This is a genomic window from Acinetobacter sp. LT1, assembly GCF_059800965.1.
The window spans coordinates 122,930-136,902 of sequence record NZ_JBBAXE010000011.1 but is presented as its reverse complement, the minus strand read 5'-3'; the positions used below and the strand labels follow the sequence as shown (position 1 = coordinate 136,902).

Genomic DNA, 13,973 nt, shown 5'->3' with positions numbered 1-13,973 from the left:
ACGGATAACTGGAGTGTCATCACCAGGGAAGTCATAAGTAGAAAGAAGTTCACGAACTTCCATTTCTACTAATTCAAGTAATTCTTCATCATCAACAAGGTCACACTTGTTTAAGAATACGATGATGTAAGGTACACCAACCTGACGAGAAAGAAGGATGTGTTCACGAGTTTGTGGCATTGGACCGTCAGTCGCAGCACACACAAGGATCGCGCCGTCCATCTGAGCAGCACCAGTAATCATGTTTTTAACGTAATCGGCGTGGCCCGGGCAGTCAACGTGCGCGTAGTGACGAATTGGAGAATCGTATTCTACGTGTGAAGTATTAATTGTAATACCACGTGCTTTTTCTTCAGGTGCTGAGTCGATTTGTGAGTAATCTTTCGCTTCACCGCCGTAAGTTTTTGCACAAATTGTTGCAATCGCAGCAGTTAAAGTTGTTTTACCATGGTCAACGTGACCGATTGTGCCCACGTTTACGTGTGGCTTATTACGTTCAAACTTGGCTTTAGCCATGATGATCTTCCTTTATAAACTACTCATGGAGGGTCACCCCATGAGCACTTGGTTTTTAACTAAGAAATTAGTTTGGGCTTATAGTAATCGAAAGATTACTCGTCGTCACCTTTTTTACCGCCAGCTTGGAATTTAGCGATGATGCCTTCAGCCACGTTACGTGGAGTTTCAGCATATTTAGCAAATTCCATAGAGTAAGTCGCACGACCTTGAGACATAGAACGCATTTGAGTCGCGTAACCAAACATCTCAGCAAGAGGAACTTCTGCACGAATTGCTTTTGTTCCACCAGGAAGATCGTCCATACCTTGAACCATACCACGACGACGGTTTAAGTCACCCATGATATCGCCCATGTAGTCTTCTGGAGTTTCTACTTCAACTTTCATGATAGGTTCAAGAAGGATAGGATCCGCTTTCATGAAACCATCACGGAAGGCATAAGAACCTGCCATTTTGAACGATAATTCGTCAGAGTCGACGTCATGGTAAGAACCGTCGAATAATGTCGCTTTAATACCAACAACAGGGTAACCAGCCAATACACCATTCTTCATACGTTCTTGAATACCTTTGTCAACCGCGCCAAAGAATTCTTTAGGTACTACACCACCAACAACTTCTTCAACGAATTGGTATTCTTTACCAGCTTCTTCAACATCAAGCGGTTCAAGACGTACATATACGTGACCAAACTTACCTTTACCACCAGTTTGACGTACGAACTTACCTTCTTGTTCAACAGACTTTTTGATCGTTTCACGGTAAGCAACCATTGGTTTACCAATGTTAGCTTCAACACCGAATTCACGCTTCATACGGTCAACAATGATGTCAAGGTGAAGTTCACCCATACCAGCAATAATTGTTTGACCAGATTCTTCGTCTGTACGAACACGGAACGATGGATCTTCTTTAGCCAAACGACCTAAAGCGATAGACATTTTTTCTTGGTCTGCTTTAGTTTTTGGTTCAACAGCCAATGAAATTACTGGCTCTGGGAATTCCATACGCTCAAGAGTAATGATGTTTTTCTCATCACATAATGTATCACCAGTTGTAACGTCTTTAAGACCTACACACGCTGCGATATCACCTGCACGGATTTCATCAAGATCTTGACGTTCGTTCGCATGCATTTGCACGATACGACCGATACGTTCACGCTTAGCTTTAACTGGGTTATAAACCGGATCACCTTGTTTAAGAACACCAGAGTAAACACGTACGAATGTTAAGTTACCTACGAATTTGTCGTTCATGATTTTGAACGCAAGCGCAGAGAACGGAGCTTCGTCAGATGCTTCACGAGACGCTTTAGTTTCGTCTTTGTCGTCAAGGATACCTTCGATCGCTTTAACTTCTGTAGGTGATGGTAAGAATTCAATTACAGCATCCAACATACGTTGAACACCTTTGTTCTTGAACGCAGAACCACAAAGCATTACTTGAATTTCAGAAGCTAATGTACGAGCACGTAAACCAGCGATGATGTCTTCTTTAGAAAGATCACCTTCTTCTAGGTACTTGTCCATTAATTCTTCAGAAGCTTCAGCCGCAGCTTCAACCATTTTTGTACGCCATTCGTTAGACGTATCAACTAGGTCAGCTGGGATATCAGCATATTCAAACTTCATACCTTGAGATGCTTCATCCCAGATAATCGCTTTCATTTCGATAAGGTCAACAACACCCTGGAATGTATCTTCAGCACCAATTGGCACAACGATAGGAACAGGATTACCACCTAAACGAGTTTTAACTTGCTCAACAGCACGGAAGAAGTTTGCACCAGTACGGTCCATCTTGTTCACGAATGCTAAACGAGGCACTTTATATTTGTTCGCTTGACGCCATACAGTTTCAGACTGAGGTTGTACACCACCTACAGCACAGTAAACCATGCACGCACCGTCAAGAACACGCATAGAACGTTCAACTTCGATTGTGAAGTCTACGTGTCCCGGGGTGTCAATTACGTTGATACGGTGTTGTTCGAATTGGTTACCCATACCAGACCAGAAACAAGTCGTAGCAGCAGAGGTAATTGTAATACCACGCTCTTGCTCTTGTTCCATCCAGTCCATTGTTGCTGCACCGTCGTGTACTTCACCAATTTTGTGAGATACACCTGTGTAGAACAAAATACGTTCAGTTGTAGTTGTTTTACCTGCGTCAATGTGCGCAGAAATACCGATGTTACGGTAACGAGTAATTGGAGTTTGGCGAGCCATGATGTCTACATTCCTAAATGTTATATTTAAAACAGGACGCACCAATTAAATTGATGCGCGCGAATATCCAAACAGGCAACTTAAATACCTGCAAAGCCCCCACTTTGATAGAGAGCAATGTTGAATCGAGCTGCTGTACGCATGAATATTCTCCTGAATAAGGCCTGTTTTATCCGCTTAGAAACGGTAGTGAGAGAAGGCTTTGTTAGCTTCAGCCATACGGTGCACATCTTCACGTTTTTTGATTGCTGCACCTTTACCTTCAGCTGCATCAAGCAACTCACCAGCAAGACGTAAAGCCATCGTTTTTTCAGAACGCTTAGCAGCAGCATCTACTAACCAACGCATAGCTAAGGCAGTACGACGGGATGGGCGTACTTCCATAGGTACTTGATAAGTAGCACCACCAACACGGCGTGCTTTTACTTCAACCATAGGACGAACTTTTTCAAGAGTAGTCTCGAAAAATTCAACTGGGTCTACTTTGTTTTTTTCTTGAACGCGTTCTAAAGCACCGTAAACGATACTTTCTGCAATAGATTTTTTACCATCTTGCATTACGTGGTTCATGAATTTAGCGATTGTTTGGCTGCTAAATTTTGGATCTGGAAGGATCTCACGAGCAGCGACTACGCGACGTCTTGGCATTTTAATACACCTAATAATATGACACTTCAGGATGATCCAGCAGTTTGTACAAGTGTCATGTACACGACGCTGGCCTTACTATACGTCGCTTGAATTACAAATCTATGAAGAATTCAAACAAGCGAAACGCTAAAGGGCTTATTCGACTAGTTTCCTAGAATTACTTCTTAGGACGCTTAGTACCGTATTTAGAACGTGATTGATTACGATCTTTAACACCAGCACAGTCTAATGAACCACGAACGGTATGGTAACGTACACCCGGTAAGTCTTTAACACGACCACCACGGATAAGAACAACACTGTGCTCTTGTAAGTTATGACCTTCACCACCGATGTAGCTAGATACTTCAAAACCTGAAGTTAAGCGAACACGGCAAACCTTACGCATAGCTGAGTTAGGTTTTTTAGGTGTAGTTGTATAAACACGTGTACAAACACCACGACGTTGTGGACAAGCCTTCAACGCAGGAACTTTGGATTTTTCAACCAAAGTCGTACGACCCTTACGGATCAACTGATTCGTTGTTGCCATATGGCAATTCTCCCGTTATTAAAAAACCTTAAAAAGAAAATACCTCTTTTTAAGGGCACATAATTGTAAGCCAAGATGCAAAAATGGTCAACACGGCAATACTTACCAAATGTTGACCATATCAATGTTTGACAGCACGATTTACAAATTTAAATAGAGGTTATTTTTACTTTTTAAACCTTCACTTTGTAAGCGTATTGTTAAGAGTATTTTTTATCTTCCAATATCTCGTCATCATCCTCTGGAGTTAGAGCAGGCTTTTGTTCAGTATGCTCATGTTCTGTCACATGTTTATCAGCAAGTTTTTCTAAGCCCTTATGAACATTTTCCTGAACTTTCTCTTCACTTTTTTCGCTTTCTGTAGGTTTTAACACAATAGATACTTTCGAGATTACCTCGTGATTTTCTACTTTATGATGATGAGCAGCATGAATATTGCCATCTTCGCCTACATTTAAAAGTCTTGGGCTTGCTTTTTGAATGAGTGTAACCGCAGCATAATAAGCCTGTAGTGGAGATAAATGCTCACTTGGATGTTCGTTTAAATAATGTCTTGCAGCTCCAAAAATTGCCTGAGCTTTATGTCCTACATCTTCTTGTAATTTCCAGCTATATACTGCACTTAAAACAGCGCCTGCAACTGGGGTAAACTTACCAAAAGCTGAAAGTTTAGGAATACGATTTAACCATTCCCATTTAAACTCCCCTTCTTCATCTGTTAACCAGTTCTTTAAAGTATCTATATCTGTGGTTGAACCTAATACTTGCTGAAATTGATGAATATCTTGAGTTTCCAACATATTCCGCAATGTTTTTAAAGCCAACAAGAGAGTTTGTTTCTCTGCAATCAGGCTAATGTCAACTTCTTTAAAAATAAACTCAACAACATCTTGGTCTGCCACCTCTAGCAAATCAAAGCCATGTGATCTTCCTGTCTGGTAAATAGTTCTTAAAACTAAAACCAATGAAACTGGAATATCTACAGCTGCACCGACCACGCCTGATACACCTGTAATTGCACCTTGTACAGTCGCAATGAGCTTGTTTTGTTCTATAAGCGCCTGACTTAGACGTTGAGAACGACCTGTATCTTTAGTTAATTCAAATAAATCTTTAGCACCCGCTTCTTCTAGGATTTTTTCAGTTAAGGTACTTTTTGAACTAAAGTCATTTAACCAATTAAATAAGTGGCCTGAGATTTTTTCATCCCAATCTGGCGAAAGAAATGTAGCGACACCATTTACTTTTTTAAAATGTCGACCAAATACCTGACGTGTGACTTTTGGTAAATGTTCTCTTAGCATTTGTTGAGGACTTTCATATTGCTCAACTTCAAATGGGCTTTTTGTTCTCGATCTACCTTCAACAGTTTTTCCAGTTGGGATTGGTTCAATTACCTTACTGACGTCACCTGATTGGTTCTGTTGCAAGATACTCAATCCTGTAGAACTGAGCTTTTTAGCCACTCCGAAGACCTGAGAAAACAAATTGTCAGATTGATTATTATTAAATTTTGTCATCAAGTACCTCGATTTTTTAATTTATCTAATTAGAGATAAATACTAGGTGGAATGTGGATTTATCTCAACTTGAATGTGTGTATTTTAGTTAACCCTAAATGCAACATACTATGTATTTAGTTATTTTTTTTAAATGTAAAATTGTCATAAAGATTTGCCATAAGAAATAAAAATCCTTTCTGCTATCATGTTAACAACGAAAAACATGAGTCCCGTTTTCTTACAGCTATATTCTCCTATTCATTTTAATAGCTGTTGAACACGATAGACTCTTAAATATCACCATAAAGGGACCTGTAGATGAAACGTGTTGTAATCACTGGTATGGGTATTAACTCATGTATCGGTAACTCTTTAGAAGCAGTTACTCATTCACTTCAAAATGGAATCTCCGGGACACGTTTTAACCCAACTTATGCTGAACTCAATTTTAAAAGTCATGTCAGCGCTGCTGCAGAACAAGACTTTGATAATATCGACCGTAAATTAAAACGCTTCATGGGCGTATGTGCGATGTATGCATACAACGCTGCTGTAGCTGCAGTTGAACATGCAGGCCTTACTCCTGAACAACTTGCTGGTAATCCACGTTATGGTATTGCAGGTGGTTCAGGTGGTGGCTCAACTGCTTCTGTTGTTGAAATGACAGAATTATTAGAGACTAAAGGCGCACGTAAAGTGGGTCCATTCTTTGTACCACGTAACATGTCAAACACCATTACTGCAAACGTAGGTGTTGCATTTAAGCTACAAGGTATTTCACATACTATTACAAGTGCTTGCGCAACTTCTGCAGATGCAATTGGTTATGCGTACAACTTAATTCAACTTGGCAAACAAGACCTTATGCTTGCTGGTGGCGGTGAAGAAGATCACTGGTCTCAAAGTTTATTGTTTGATGCAATGGGCGCACTTTGCTCGAAATATAACGACTCTCCAGAAACAGCATCTCGCCCCTATTCAGCAGACCGTGACGGCTTCGTTATTGCTGGCGGTGGCGGTTTTGTAGTACTTGAATCACTTGAGCACGCGCAAGCACGTGGTGCGAACATTTTAGCTGAAGTAGTAGGTTATGCTGCGAACAGTGATGGCGCGGACATGGTTGCTCCAAGTGGTGAAGGTGCTACACGTTGTGTATTAATGGCACTTGAAGAAGCTAAGCAACATGGCGTAGAGAAAATTGACTATGTAAATACACATGGTACTTCTACTCCAGCCGGTGACATTACAGAACTTAAAGCAATGGAACGTGCATTTGGTGAAGGTAACGTACCTCCTCTTAGCTCAACCAAATCTATGACAGGTCATAGCTTGGGTGCGGCTGGTGTACAGGAGGCTATTTACTCTGTGCTAATGATGCAAAATGACTTTATTGCACCAAACATCAACGTGACTGAACTTGATGAAGGCGCAAAACCTTTCGATATCGTACTTGAAAAACGTGATGCAAAATTGAATACTGTAATGAGTAACAGTTTTGGCTTTGGCGGTGTTAACGCTTGCCTTATTTTCAAGAAGTGGGATGCATAATCCCACCTAGGATTATCGATGGATGCACCTTCTGATGCTTTTTTGTGGGTAAAAGCATTACATATTATTGCCGTGGTTTGCTGGTTCGCTGCTTTGTTCTACTTACCACGTCTATATGTTTATCATGCTATGAGTGAAGATGCTGCAAGTCATCAACGCTTTGAGGTAATGGAACGCAAGTTGTATCGTGGAATTATGTGGCCTTCAATGATTGCTACATTAATTACCGCCCATTTCCTTGTAGAGTGGGGTGATGCAACTCGACATTACCATCAAGCCACATGGTTTTACCTCAAAGTTGGATTAGTGGCTTTATTAGTGATTTATCATTTGGTATGTGGCTATTATCGTAAAAAGCTCATCGGAAATGCTCACTATAAATCACATAAGTTCTGGCGATTCTTTAATGAAATGCCAACCTTAATTTTATTTGCTGTTGTGATTTTAGTTGTTGTAAAGCCTCAGTTTTAACTGGGGCTTTTGCTTTTCTTATCCAAGAATTCTTTTATTCATCCTAATAAAATGCACAATCTATTCAAACAATTATATTTTTCAAAACAGAACTATAAAATTAATCAATTCCCTACCTCTTTATTTAGCAATACCTAATCTATACTATGCTAAAGAAATAGATGAACTCATTTAATGGCAAAGCTATGCTAACTTTTAATGCCTTTAAACGCTTAATCCATAATCAATTGATTCTTCTTACACTTTTTATTTTCCGTCACTTAAAAAACTACCCGATTAGGTATTTGACTGCTCAAGAAAAATTATTAGCTCAAATGGTCTTCGGCGATCTGCTCGATTGTGAACAACCTAAAATTATTGCTACTCGCTATCTCCCTTGGCAGTCTTGCGGTATTTTTATGGCGCCAAATGGTAATATCTATGTCAATCCTTCTGATTACAGCGAAAATTATGCTCTAGAGTCTAAGTTTATGCAGGGTATTTTTATCCATGAACTCACACACGTCATGCAATATCAAAAAGGTATTCATGTTCTACTTAAAGGTGCCTTACTACAATCAGCCTATTACCTCAGCCTTAAAAGTTACAACCCCTACAAATATACCTACCACCCTGACAAGGCATTTAGTACTTATAATATTGAACAGCAAGGCGAAATTGCCCGTGACATTTGCACAGGAAAAATCCCGAATATTATCTGTTCACCTCAGCTTCATTTGTAACTAAATAATCCATGTTTCTTTAAACGTAACATTTTTTGCCTGATGTAAATGAGAATTCTTATAAATCAGAAATACTTATCTAAACTATAAAATTACGCTTATTCAATTCAAATTATTGAAAAAAATAGAACAGCCTTATTCCAAATTAGCTTGTGATAAGGCAGTATACAAACAATAAAAATAATGAAGCGTGTTTCTATTCTACACAGAAAATCTCGTTATTTTTACGCAGAAAATATGGGATTGGTATATATTATTGATCTTGACATTTTTGTTTACTATTTTAATTGTTTACTATCGTATCATACACATCGTTGAAAAATTATATCCATAAAAATCAACACTATGTGTATCTATATTCGTTATGATCTAGGATTAGGTTTGAATGAAAAGTTTTAAAGTTGCCCTTGCTCAGTTTTCTCCGCATATTGGCAATATTGACTCAAACACCCAAAAGATGATTGAGCAAGTAAATCAGGCGAAAAAACAAGACGCTGACCTGATTATTTTTCCCGAACTTTCTGTTATTGGTTATCCAGCTGAAGACTTATTGTTACGTCCAAATTTAAATAAACGTATGCAAAAGGCTTTTGCGCAACTTGCCGAAGTTAAAGATATTGTTATGGTTTTCGGATTTGTAAACCAGACAGAAGATGGTCAACGTTATAATTCTGCTGCTGTCATGAAAGACGGTCAGGTTTTGGGTGTTTTTAACAAACACAATTTACCAAACTATGGCGTCTTTGATGAAAAACGCTATTTCCAAAAAGGCCATCAGCACTTAGTTTTTGAATATCTTGGGCATAAGTTTGGTGTATTAATCTGTGAAGATATCTGGTCAATTAATACTGTAAAACAGTTAAGCCAATTAAATGTTGATACTGCTCTTGTACTCAACTCATCACCATATGAAGTCGGCAAACCACAACACCGTATACAGACCTTAAGTGAACTTGCAAAACAACTTCATCTAAATATTGTTTATGTTAACCAAGTAGGCGGACAAGACGATCTAATTTTTGATGGCACAAGTTTTGTTAGCAATCAAAATGGTGAAATTGCCTTACAAGCACCGAGCTTTAAAGAAGACATTTATATTGCTGAATTTGACCGCGATACAAAGTTATATAAAGTCACTGAGTCTGCTCCTGCTTTAGAAACCTTTGCAGAGATCTATCAAGGTTTAGTCATGGCAACTCGTGACTATGTAGAGCGCTCAGGTTTCCCAGGTGTGATTTTGGGTCTTTCTGGCGGTATTGACTCTGCCCTTACGCTTGCAATTGCTGTTGATGCAATTGGTGCAGAAAAAGTACAAGCCGTGATGATGCCTTATACCTATACCTCTCAAATTAGTGTAGAGGATGCGGCTGAACAAGCTCGCCGTATGGGTGTGACTTTCGGTATTGCTGAAATTCACTCAATCGTAAATAGCTTCATGCAAACCTTGTATCCTTTCTTTGGTAATTCACCAGCTGACGCAACTGAAGAAAATTTACAAGCGCGTGCTCGTGGCACATTACTTATGGGCTTATCAAACAAGTTTGGTAACTTAGTCCTTTCTACAGGGAATAAATCTGAACTTTCAGTAGGCTACTGTACGCTTTATGGCGATATGGTTGGTGGCTTTGCGGTTCTAAAAGATGTTTATAAAACTATCGTATTTGAATTAGCAAAATACCGTAACAGCTTAAGCGAAACTCCTGTTATTCCTGAGCGTGTGATTACCCGCCCACCTTCAGCAGAACTTCGTCCGGATCAAAAAGACCAAGACTCTTTACCAGCTTATGATGTATTGGATGCTATCCTTTACGCATACATTGAAGAAGATTTAGGTCAGGCCGATATTATTGCCAAAGGTTTTGATAAAGAAGTTGTTGAAAAAGTCATCCGTTTAGTTGATCGTAATGAATACAAACGTCGTCAAGGTGCGATTGGCCCGAGAATTACCTCTCGTGCATTTAGTCGCGAACGACGTTATCCGATTGTCAACGGTTGGACAGCGAATGACTGAGCAGAAAAACTCATCAAAAACTACAGCACTTGCTCAAGCACTTTTGCTTGAGCAGGTGGAATTTTTCAAAAAACAATTATCTATAGAAAACTCACCTATTTATTTCCAGCAATTCATTCAGTTGTTTATGCAACATGCTGACGAAATCAAGCTTCATGAAGTTGTTGATTTAGAGCAACTACAAGCCGTTGTGAAACGCTATGCTTTTGAAATGCAGCTAGGTGCTGGTTTACTTGAGTTTATTGGGGAAATCGCGCAGCGTATTTATTTATCTGCGATGAAATCGCCAATTCAGTTACAAGATTTGGTCTCTGACCACCAATTTGAAATGTGGCTCTCCAAATTTTTGGAAATGGAACATATTCCTCATTATCTCAACCAGTTTTTAAGAACTAGCCCTTCTGTACAACAGCTTTGCCAATATATTGCAACCTCAACTCTAGAACAAAAATTACCAAAACTTCTAACTGCCTCTAGAGTGGATGACTATCATTTTGAATGGCAACATAAACTCAAAAAATTTTCCTTTTTGCAGCAGCAACGTCTTGAGCATAAACTTGAAACTTGGATTGCCAGTTTTATTCATGAGCAACTTACAGAATTAAGTCTTTTATCGAGTGAAGATTTAGAAAGTCTAGTACGTCATGTTTGGGAAGATATTAGACATAAAAAAATGTATGAATTTATGAAACAGCTCACTCCTCTCGATGTTGAAGAGTTTTTTGTTTTAATTTACGAATACTGGAAAGAATTACGCCAGTCACAATTTATGCAAGACCTGATTTTGTATGGCGTTGAAGTTTTTTATGATTTTTATAAAGACCAAAGTTTATTTGAAGTATTAAGTGAGATTGGGTTAACCGAAAGCGACTTACAAACCGAAGCTTTACGTTTTTATCCGAAGGTTATGGATGCCTTTAATGAACACGGTATTTTAGAACCATTACTTCAAGCGCTTTTAGCTCCTTTTTATCAAAGCTCAAAAACACTCGATATGATTGAAAAATACTTTAATGAGTAAAAAATAGATAAAAAGAAACCACGCAGGAGCGTGGTTTTTAAAATGGTGGCTATGACGAGACTTGAACTTGTGACCCCCGCATTATGAGTGCGGTGCTCTAACCAACTGAGCTACATAGCCGTAAACTGTGTGCGCATTATCTATAGTTCTGTATAGCAGGTCAATAGGTAAAAACCCTTAATGCCCATCAATTGAACAAATAAGATTCAGATCATCATTATTTGTTCTTTTTTTAGCATTTTTTTCTTTAAACAATTGATCGGCCACAGAAATATATTAAAGATCTAATACTAGTTTTTTACCTTTAGCTCTCGATACACAAATCATCATGCTCTTCTGTGAGGTCTTTTCTGCATCACTTAAGTATTGATCGAAATGCTCTGCTTCACCTTCTAAAATAGCAGTTTCACATGTACCGCATACACCTTCGCGACATAAGCATTCCACATCAATATTCAATGTTTCAATAGCTTGTAAAATCGTCTGGTTACTTTGTACTTCAATTTCCTGATTAGATTTAGCAAGTACCACCGTAAATGCTTCACCATCTTCAGGAACTGTTGAGGCAAATTGTTCCCAGTGAATGTATTCATCGCGGTAACGATGCTTGTTACAACAATCAATCACAGCATCAATCATGGGTTTCGGCCCACAAACATAGACATGTGTGCCTTTAGGTTGTGATGAAAGCAGTTCATCCAGATTTAATGAGCAACCTTCTGAGTCAACATAACTAAACACATGTTCTGCATGTTTCTGCTTTAACTCATCTAACAAGGCCGCATGTTCAGGTGAGCGATAAGCATAATGTAGTTCATACTCAGCACCGCGTGCTGCAAGCTCATCCATTTGTGGCAAGAATGGTGTAATGCCAATTCCACCTGCAATTAAAATATGCTTATTGCCTGTTTCGGCTAATGGAAATAAATTTTTTGGTTCTGAAATCTGAATTTCACAGCCTTCATTACACTGATCATGCATAAACACTGAACCACCCTTACCTTCCACATCTTTACGAACGCAGACTTGGTAAGTCGATAGGTCTTGTGTACAACTCATCAATGAATATGCATTTGAAAGCTGTTCATTCATTTTGACAATAATATGGCTTCCCCCACTAAATCGAGGAAAGTTCTGCCCATCTTGACGTTTGAACGTAAACCGTTTGATTAAAGGGGTTAGCTGCTCCACATGAGTAACAACCGCCGGGAACATTTCATAATGACTAGCCATATTAGAATCCTTCTTTTACCGCATATTCTTGTTGTTAGGGCTTATCCTTAAAGCCCTAAACACATGTATTTAATGGTCATGAACTCTTCAAGACCATATTTTGACCCTTCACGCCCAACACCTGATTGTTTCACACCACCAAATGGTACAACTTCATTTGAAATTGCTGTGGCATTCATACCGACCATTCCATATTCAAGCTGTTCTGACACTCGCCATAAACGTGAGATATTTTCACTATAAACATAAGCAGCCAAACCAAAGATGGTGTCATTTGCTTGAGCAACAACATCAGCCTCATCAGTAAAGCGAATGAGTGGCGCAACTGGACCAAAAATTTCTTCTTGGACAATTTCCATGGTCCGGTCAACGTTAGTTAAAACTGATGGTTCATAAAAGGTTTGCCCTAAAGCATGCTGTTTGCCGCCGCAAGCAATTTTAGCGCCTTTGCTCACTGCATCATCAATCAACTGTTGTGCTTTCAAAACTGCTTTTTCATTAATTAATGGACCAATTTGCACACCATCTTCAAGTCCATTACCGACTTTAAACTTTTGTACTTCTTGTACAAACTTCTCGGCAAAAGCTTGATAAATATTGTCATGTACATAAATGCGGTTAGCACAAACACAGGTCTGGCCTGCATTACGGAACTTGGCAAAAATCGCACCTTGTACAGCTTTATCCAAATCGGCGTCATCAAATACAATCAGAGGCGCATTTCCGCCCAACTCAAGCGCCAATTTTTTAATGGTGCTTGAACACTGCTGCATCAATAAACGGCCCACTGGCGTTGAGCCAGTAAAGGTCAATTTCTTCACTTTTTCATGTGAAGTAAATACAGAACCAATTTCTTGAGATTTACCGGTAACAACATTAATTACACCAGCTGGAATACCTGCTTTTTCGGCAAGTTTCGCAATCGCTAAAGCACAGTAAGGTGTTTCATTTGCTGGCTTAATCACTATCGTACATCCAGCTGCTAAAGCTGGTGCTGCTTTACGCGTAATCATAGCAATTGGGAAATTCCACGGCGTAATAGCAGCCACAACACCCACAGGTTCTTTACTAATAATAAAACGCTGCTGATTATTGACGGTTGGAATCACATCGCCATAAATACGCTTGCCTTCTTCGGCAAACCATTGAATAAATGATGCAGCGTAACGTACCTCACCTTTCGCTTCTGCCAAAGGTTTTCCCTGCTCAATAGTCATGATTAAAGCAAGTTCATCGGTATGATCGAGAACCAATTTGTACCAAGCCAATAAAATATCTGCACGGTTTTGGGCAGTTAAAGCTTTCCAACTTTTTAAAGCCGTATAAGCAGCCTCAACTGCTTGAGTCGCCTCAGCCGCTCCCATATTTGGAATTGTGCCAATTTCTTCGCCTGTTGCAGGGTTAGTTACCGGAACCGCCGCATTCGACTGTGCAGCTAACCATTGTCCGTTAATATAGGCTTGTTGCTGAAATAATTCAGTACTTTGTAAACTCGACATATCATCTTCCTAATTGAAGAGTCAGGTGTAAGT

12 protein-coding genes and 1 tRNA gene are annotated in these 13,973 nt (G+C 39.3%); 5 read left to right on the top strand and 8 right to left on the bottom strand.

The annotated features are described in order from the left end of the window. The 5 genes from WBW42_RS12640 to WBW42_RS12620 all read right to left on the bottom strand — a co-directional run. Positions 1-516: GTP-binding protein (locus WBW42_RS12640; protein ID WP_139194173.1), on the bottom strand; the 516-nt coding region annotated here is incomplete at its 3' end. Positions 517-611: 95 nt separating this feature from the next. Beyond that, the gene (gene fusA / locus WBW42_RS12635; protein ID WP_002120436.1) at positions 612-2,750 is read right to left on the bottom strand and encodes an elongation factor G; all 2,139 of its coding nucleotides are present in this window, start codon (positions 2,748-2,750) and stop codon (positions 612-614) included. 177 nt (positions 2,751-2,927) lie between these two features. Next, on the bottom strand, positions 2,928-3,398 hold the full coding sequence (gene rpsG, locus WBW42_RS12630; protein ID WP_001138055.1) for a 30S ribosomal protein S7: 471 nt from the start codon (positions 3,396-3,398) through the stop codon (positions 2,928-2,930). 160 nt (positions 3,399-3,558) lie between these two features. Further along, a complete protein-coding gene (rpsL, locus tag WBW42_RS12625) occupies positions 3,559-3,933 on the bottom strand; it encodes a 30S ribosomal protein S12 (RefSeq protein WP_002050319.1) in 375 nt (124 codons plus the stop codon). Positions 3,934-4,133: 200 nt separating this feature from the next. Continuing rightward, the gene (locus WBW42_RS12620) at positions 4,134-5,453 is read right to left on the bottom strand and encodes an EcsC family protein (protein ID WP_002120376.1); all 1,320 of its coding nucleotides are present in this window, start codon (positions 5,451-5,453) and stop codon (positions 4,134-4,136) included. Positions 5,454-5,753: 300 nt separating this feature from the next. Between WBW42_RS12620 and WBW42_RS12615 the strand changes: the two genes are divergently transcribed. The 5 genes from WBW42_RS12615 to WBW42_RS12595 all read left to right on the top strand — a co-directional run bounded on the left by WBW42_RS12615 (position 5,754) and on the right by WBW42_RS12595 (position 11,208). Continuing rightward, entirely contained in the window at positions 5,754-6,983 is a 1,230-nt protein-coding gene (locus tag WBW42_RS12615; RefSeq protein ID WP_002120440.1) for a beta-ketoacyl synthase N-terminal-like domain-containing protein, read from the top strand. An 18-nt stretch (positions 6,984-7,001) separates the two neighbouring features. Further along, entirely contained in the window at positions 7,002-7,454 is a 453-nt protein-coding gene (gene hemJ / locus WBW42_RS12610) for a protoporphyrinogen oxidase HemJ (RefSeq protein WP_002120291.1), read from the top strand. Between the two features lie 161 nt (positions 7,455-7,615). Continuing rightward, entirely contained in the window at positions 7,616-8,176 is a 561-nt protein-coding gene (locus WBW42_RS12605; protein ID WP_032056886.1) for a hypothetical protein, read from the top strand. Between the two features lie 385 nt (positions 8,177-8,561). After that, positions 8,562-10,187, top strand: a complete 1,626-nt coding sequence (locus tag WBW42_RS12600; RefSeq protein ID WP_032056887.1) for an NAD+ synthase — start codon at positions 8,562-8,564, stop codon at positions 10,185-10,187. Beyond that, positions 10,180-11,208, top strand: a complete 1,029-nt coding sequence (locus WBW42_RS12595) for a hypothetical protein (RefSeq protein WP_032056888.1) — start codon at positions 10,180-10,182, stop codon at positions 11,206-11,208. The genes WBW42_RS12600 and WBW42_RS12595 overlap by 8 nt, the downstream gene beginning before the upstream one ends. A 43-nt stretch (positions 11,209-11,251) precedes the next feature. Here the strand turns inward: WBW42_RS12595 and WBW42_RS12590 are convergent. The 3 genes from WBW42_RS12590 to WBW42_RS12580 all read right to left on the bottom strand — a co-directional run bounded on the left by WBW42_RS12590 (position 11,252) and on the right by WBW42_RS12580 (position 13,940). Further along, a tRNA-Met gene (locus tag WBW42_RS12590) sits at positions 11,252-11,328 on the bottom strand. Positions 11,329-11,484: 156 nt separating this feature from the next. Next, on the bottom strand, positions 11,485-12,441 hold the full coding sequence (gene cntB, locus WBW42_RS12585; RefSeq protein WP_032056889.1) for a carnitine monooxygenase, reductase subunit CntB: 957 nt from the start codon (positions 12,439-12,441) through the stop codon (positions 11,485-11,487). A 47-nt stretch (positions 12,442-12,488) separates the two neighbouring features. Then, on the bottom strand, positions 12,489-13,940 hold the full coding sequence (locus tag WBW42_RS12580; protein ID WP_032056890.1) for an NAD-dependent succinate-semialdehyde dehydrogenase: 1,452 nt from the start codon (positions 13,938-13,940) through the stop codon (positions 12,489-12,491). Positions 13,941-13,973: the final 33 nt, after the last annotated feature.

What these genes read in the sequence shown, in the direction of transcription:
- cntB (WP_032056889.1), bottom strand. Translation starts at nt 12,441, where the DNA reads ATGGCTAGTCATTATGAAATGTTCCCGGCGGTTGTTACTCATGTGGAG.
- WBW42_RS12605 (WP_032056886.1), top strand. Translation starts at nt 7,616, where the DNA reads ATGAACTCATTTAATGGCAAAGCTATGCTAACTTTTAATGCCTTTAAA.
- WBW42_RS12595 (WP_032056888.1), top strand. Translation starts at nt 10,180, where the DNA reads ATGACTGAGCAGAAAAACTCATCAAAAACTACAGCACTTGCTCAAGCA.
- WBW42_RS12620 (WP_002120376.1), bottom strand. Translation starts at nt 5,453, where the DNA reads ATGACAAAATTTAATAATAATCAATCTGACAATTTGTTTTCTCAGGTC.
- WBW42_RS12580 (WP_032056890.1), bottom strand. Translation starts at nt 13,940, where the DNA reads ATGTCGAGTTTACAAAGTACTGAATTATTTCAGCAACAAGCCTATATT.
- WBW42_RS12615 (WP_002120440.1), top strand. Translation starts at nt 5,754, where the DNA reads ATGAAACGTGTTGTAATCACTGGTATGGGTATTAACTCATGTATCGGT.
- WBW42_RS12600 (WP_032056887.1), top strand. Translation starts at nt 8,562, where the DNA reads ATGAAAAGTTTTAAAGTTGCCCTTGCTCAGTTTTCTCCGCATATTGGC.
- hemJ (WP_002120291.1), top strand. Translation starts at nt 7,002, where the DNA reads ATGGATGCACCTTCTGATGCTTTTTTGTGGGTAAAAGCATTACATATT.
- rpsG (WP_001138055.1), bottom strand. Translation starts at nt 3,398, where the DNA reads ATGCCAAGACGTCGCGTAGTCGCTGCTCGTGAGATCCTTCCAGATCCA.
- rpsL (WP_002050319.1), bottom strand. Translation starts at nt 3,933, where the DNA reads ATGGCAACAACGAATCAGTTGATCCGTAAGGGTCGTACGACTTTGGTT.
- fusA (WP_002120436.1), bottom strand. Translation starts at nt 2,750, where the DNA reads ATGGCTCGCCAAACTCCAATTACTCGTTACCGTAACATCGGTATTTCT.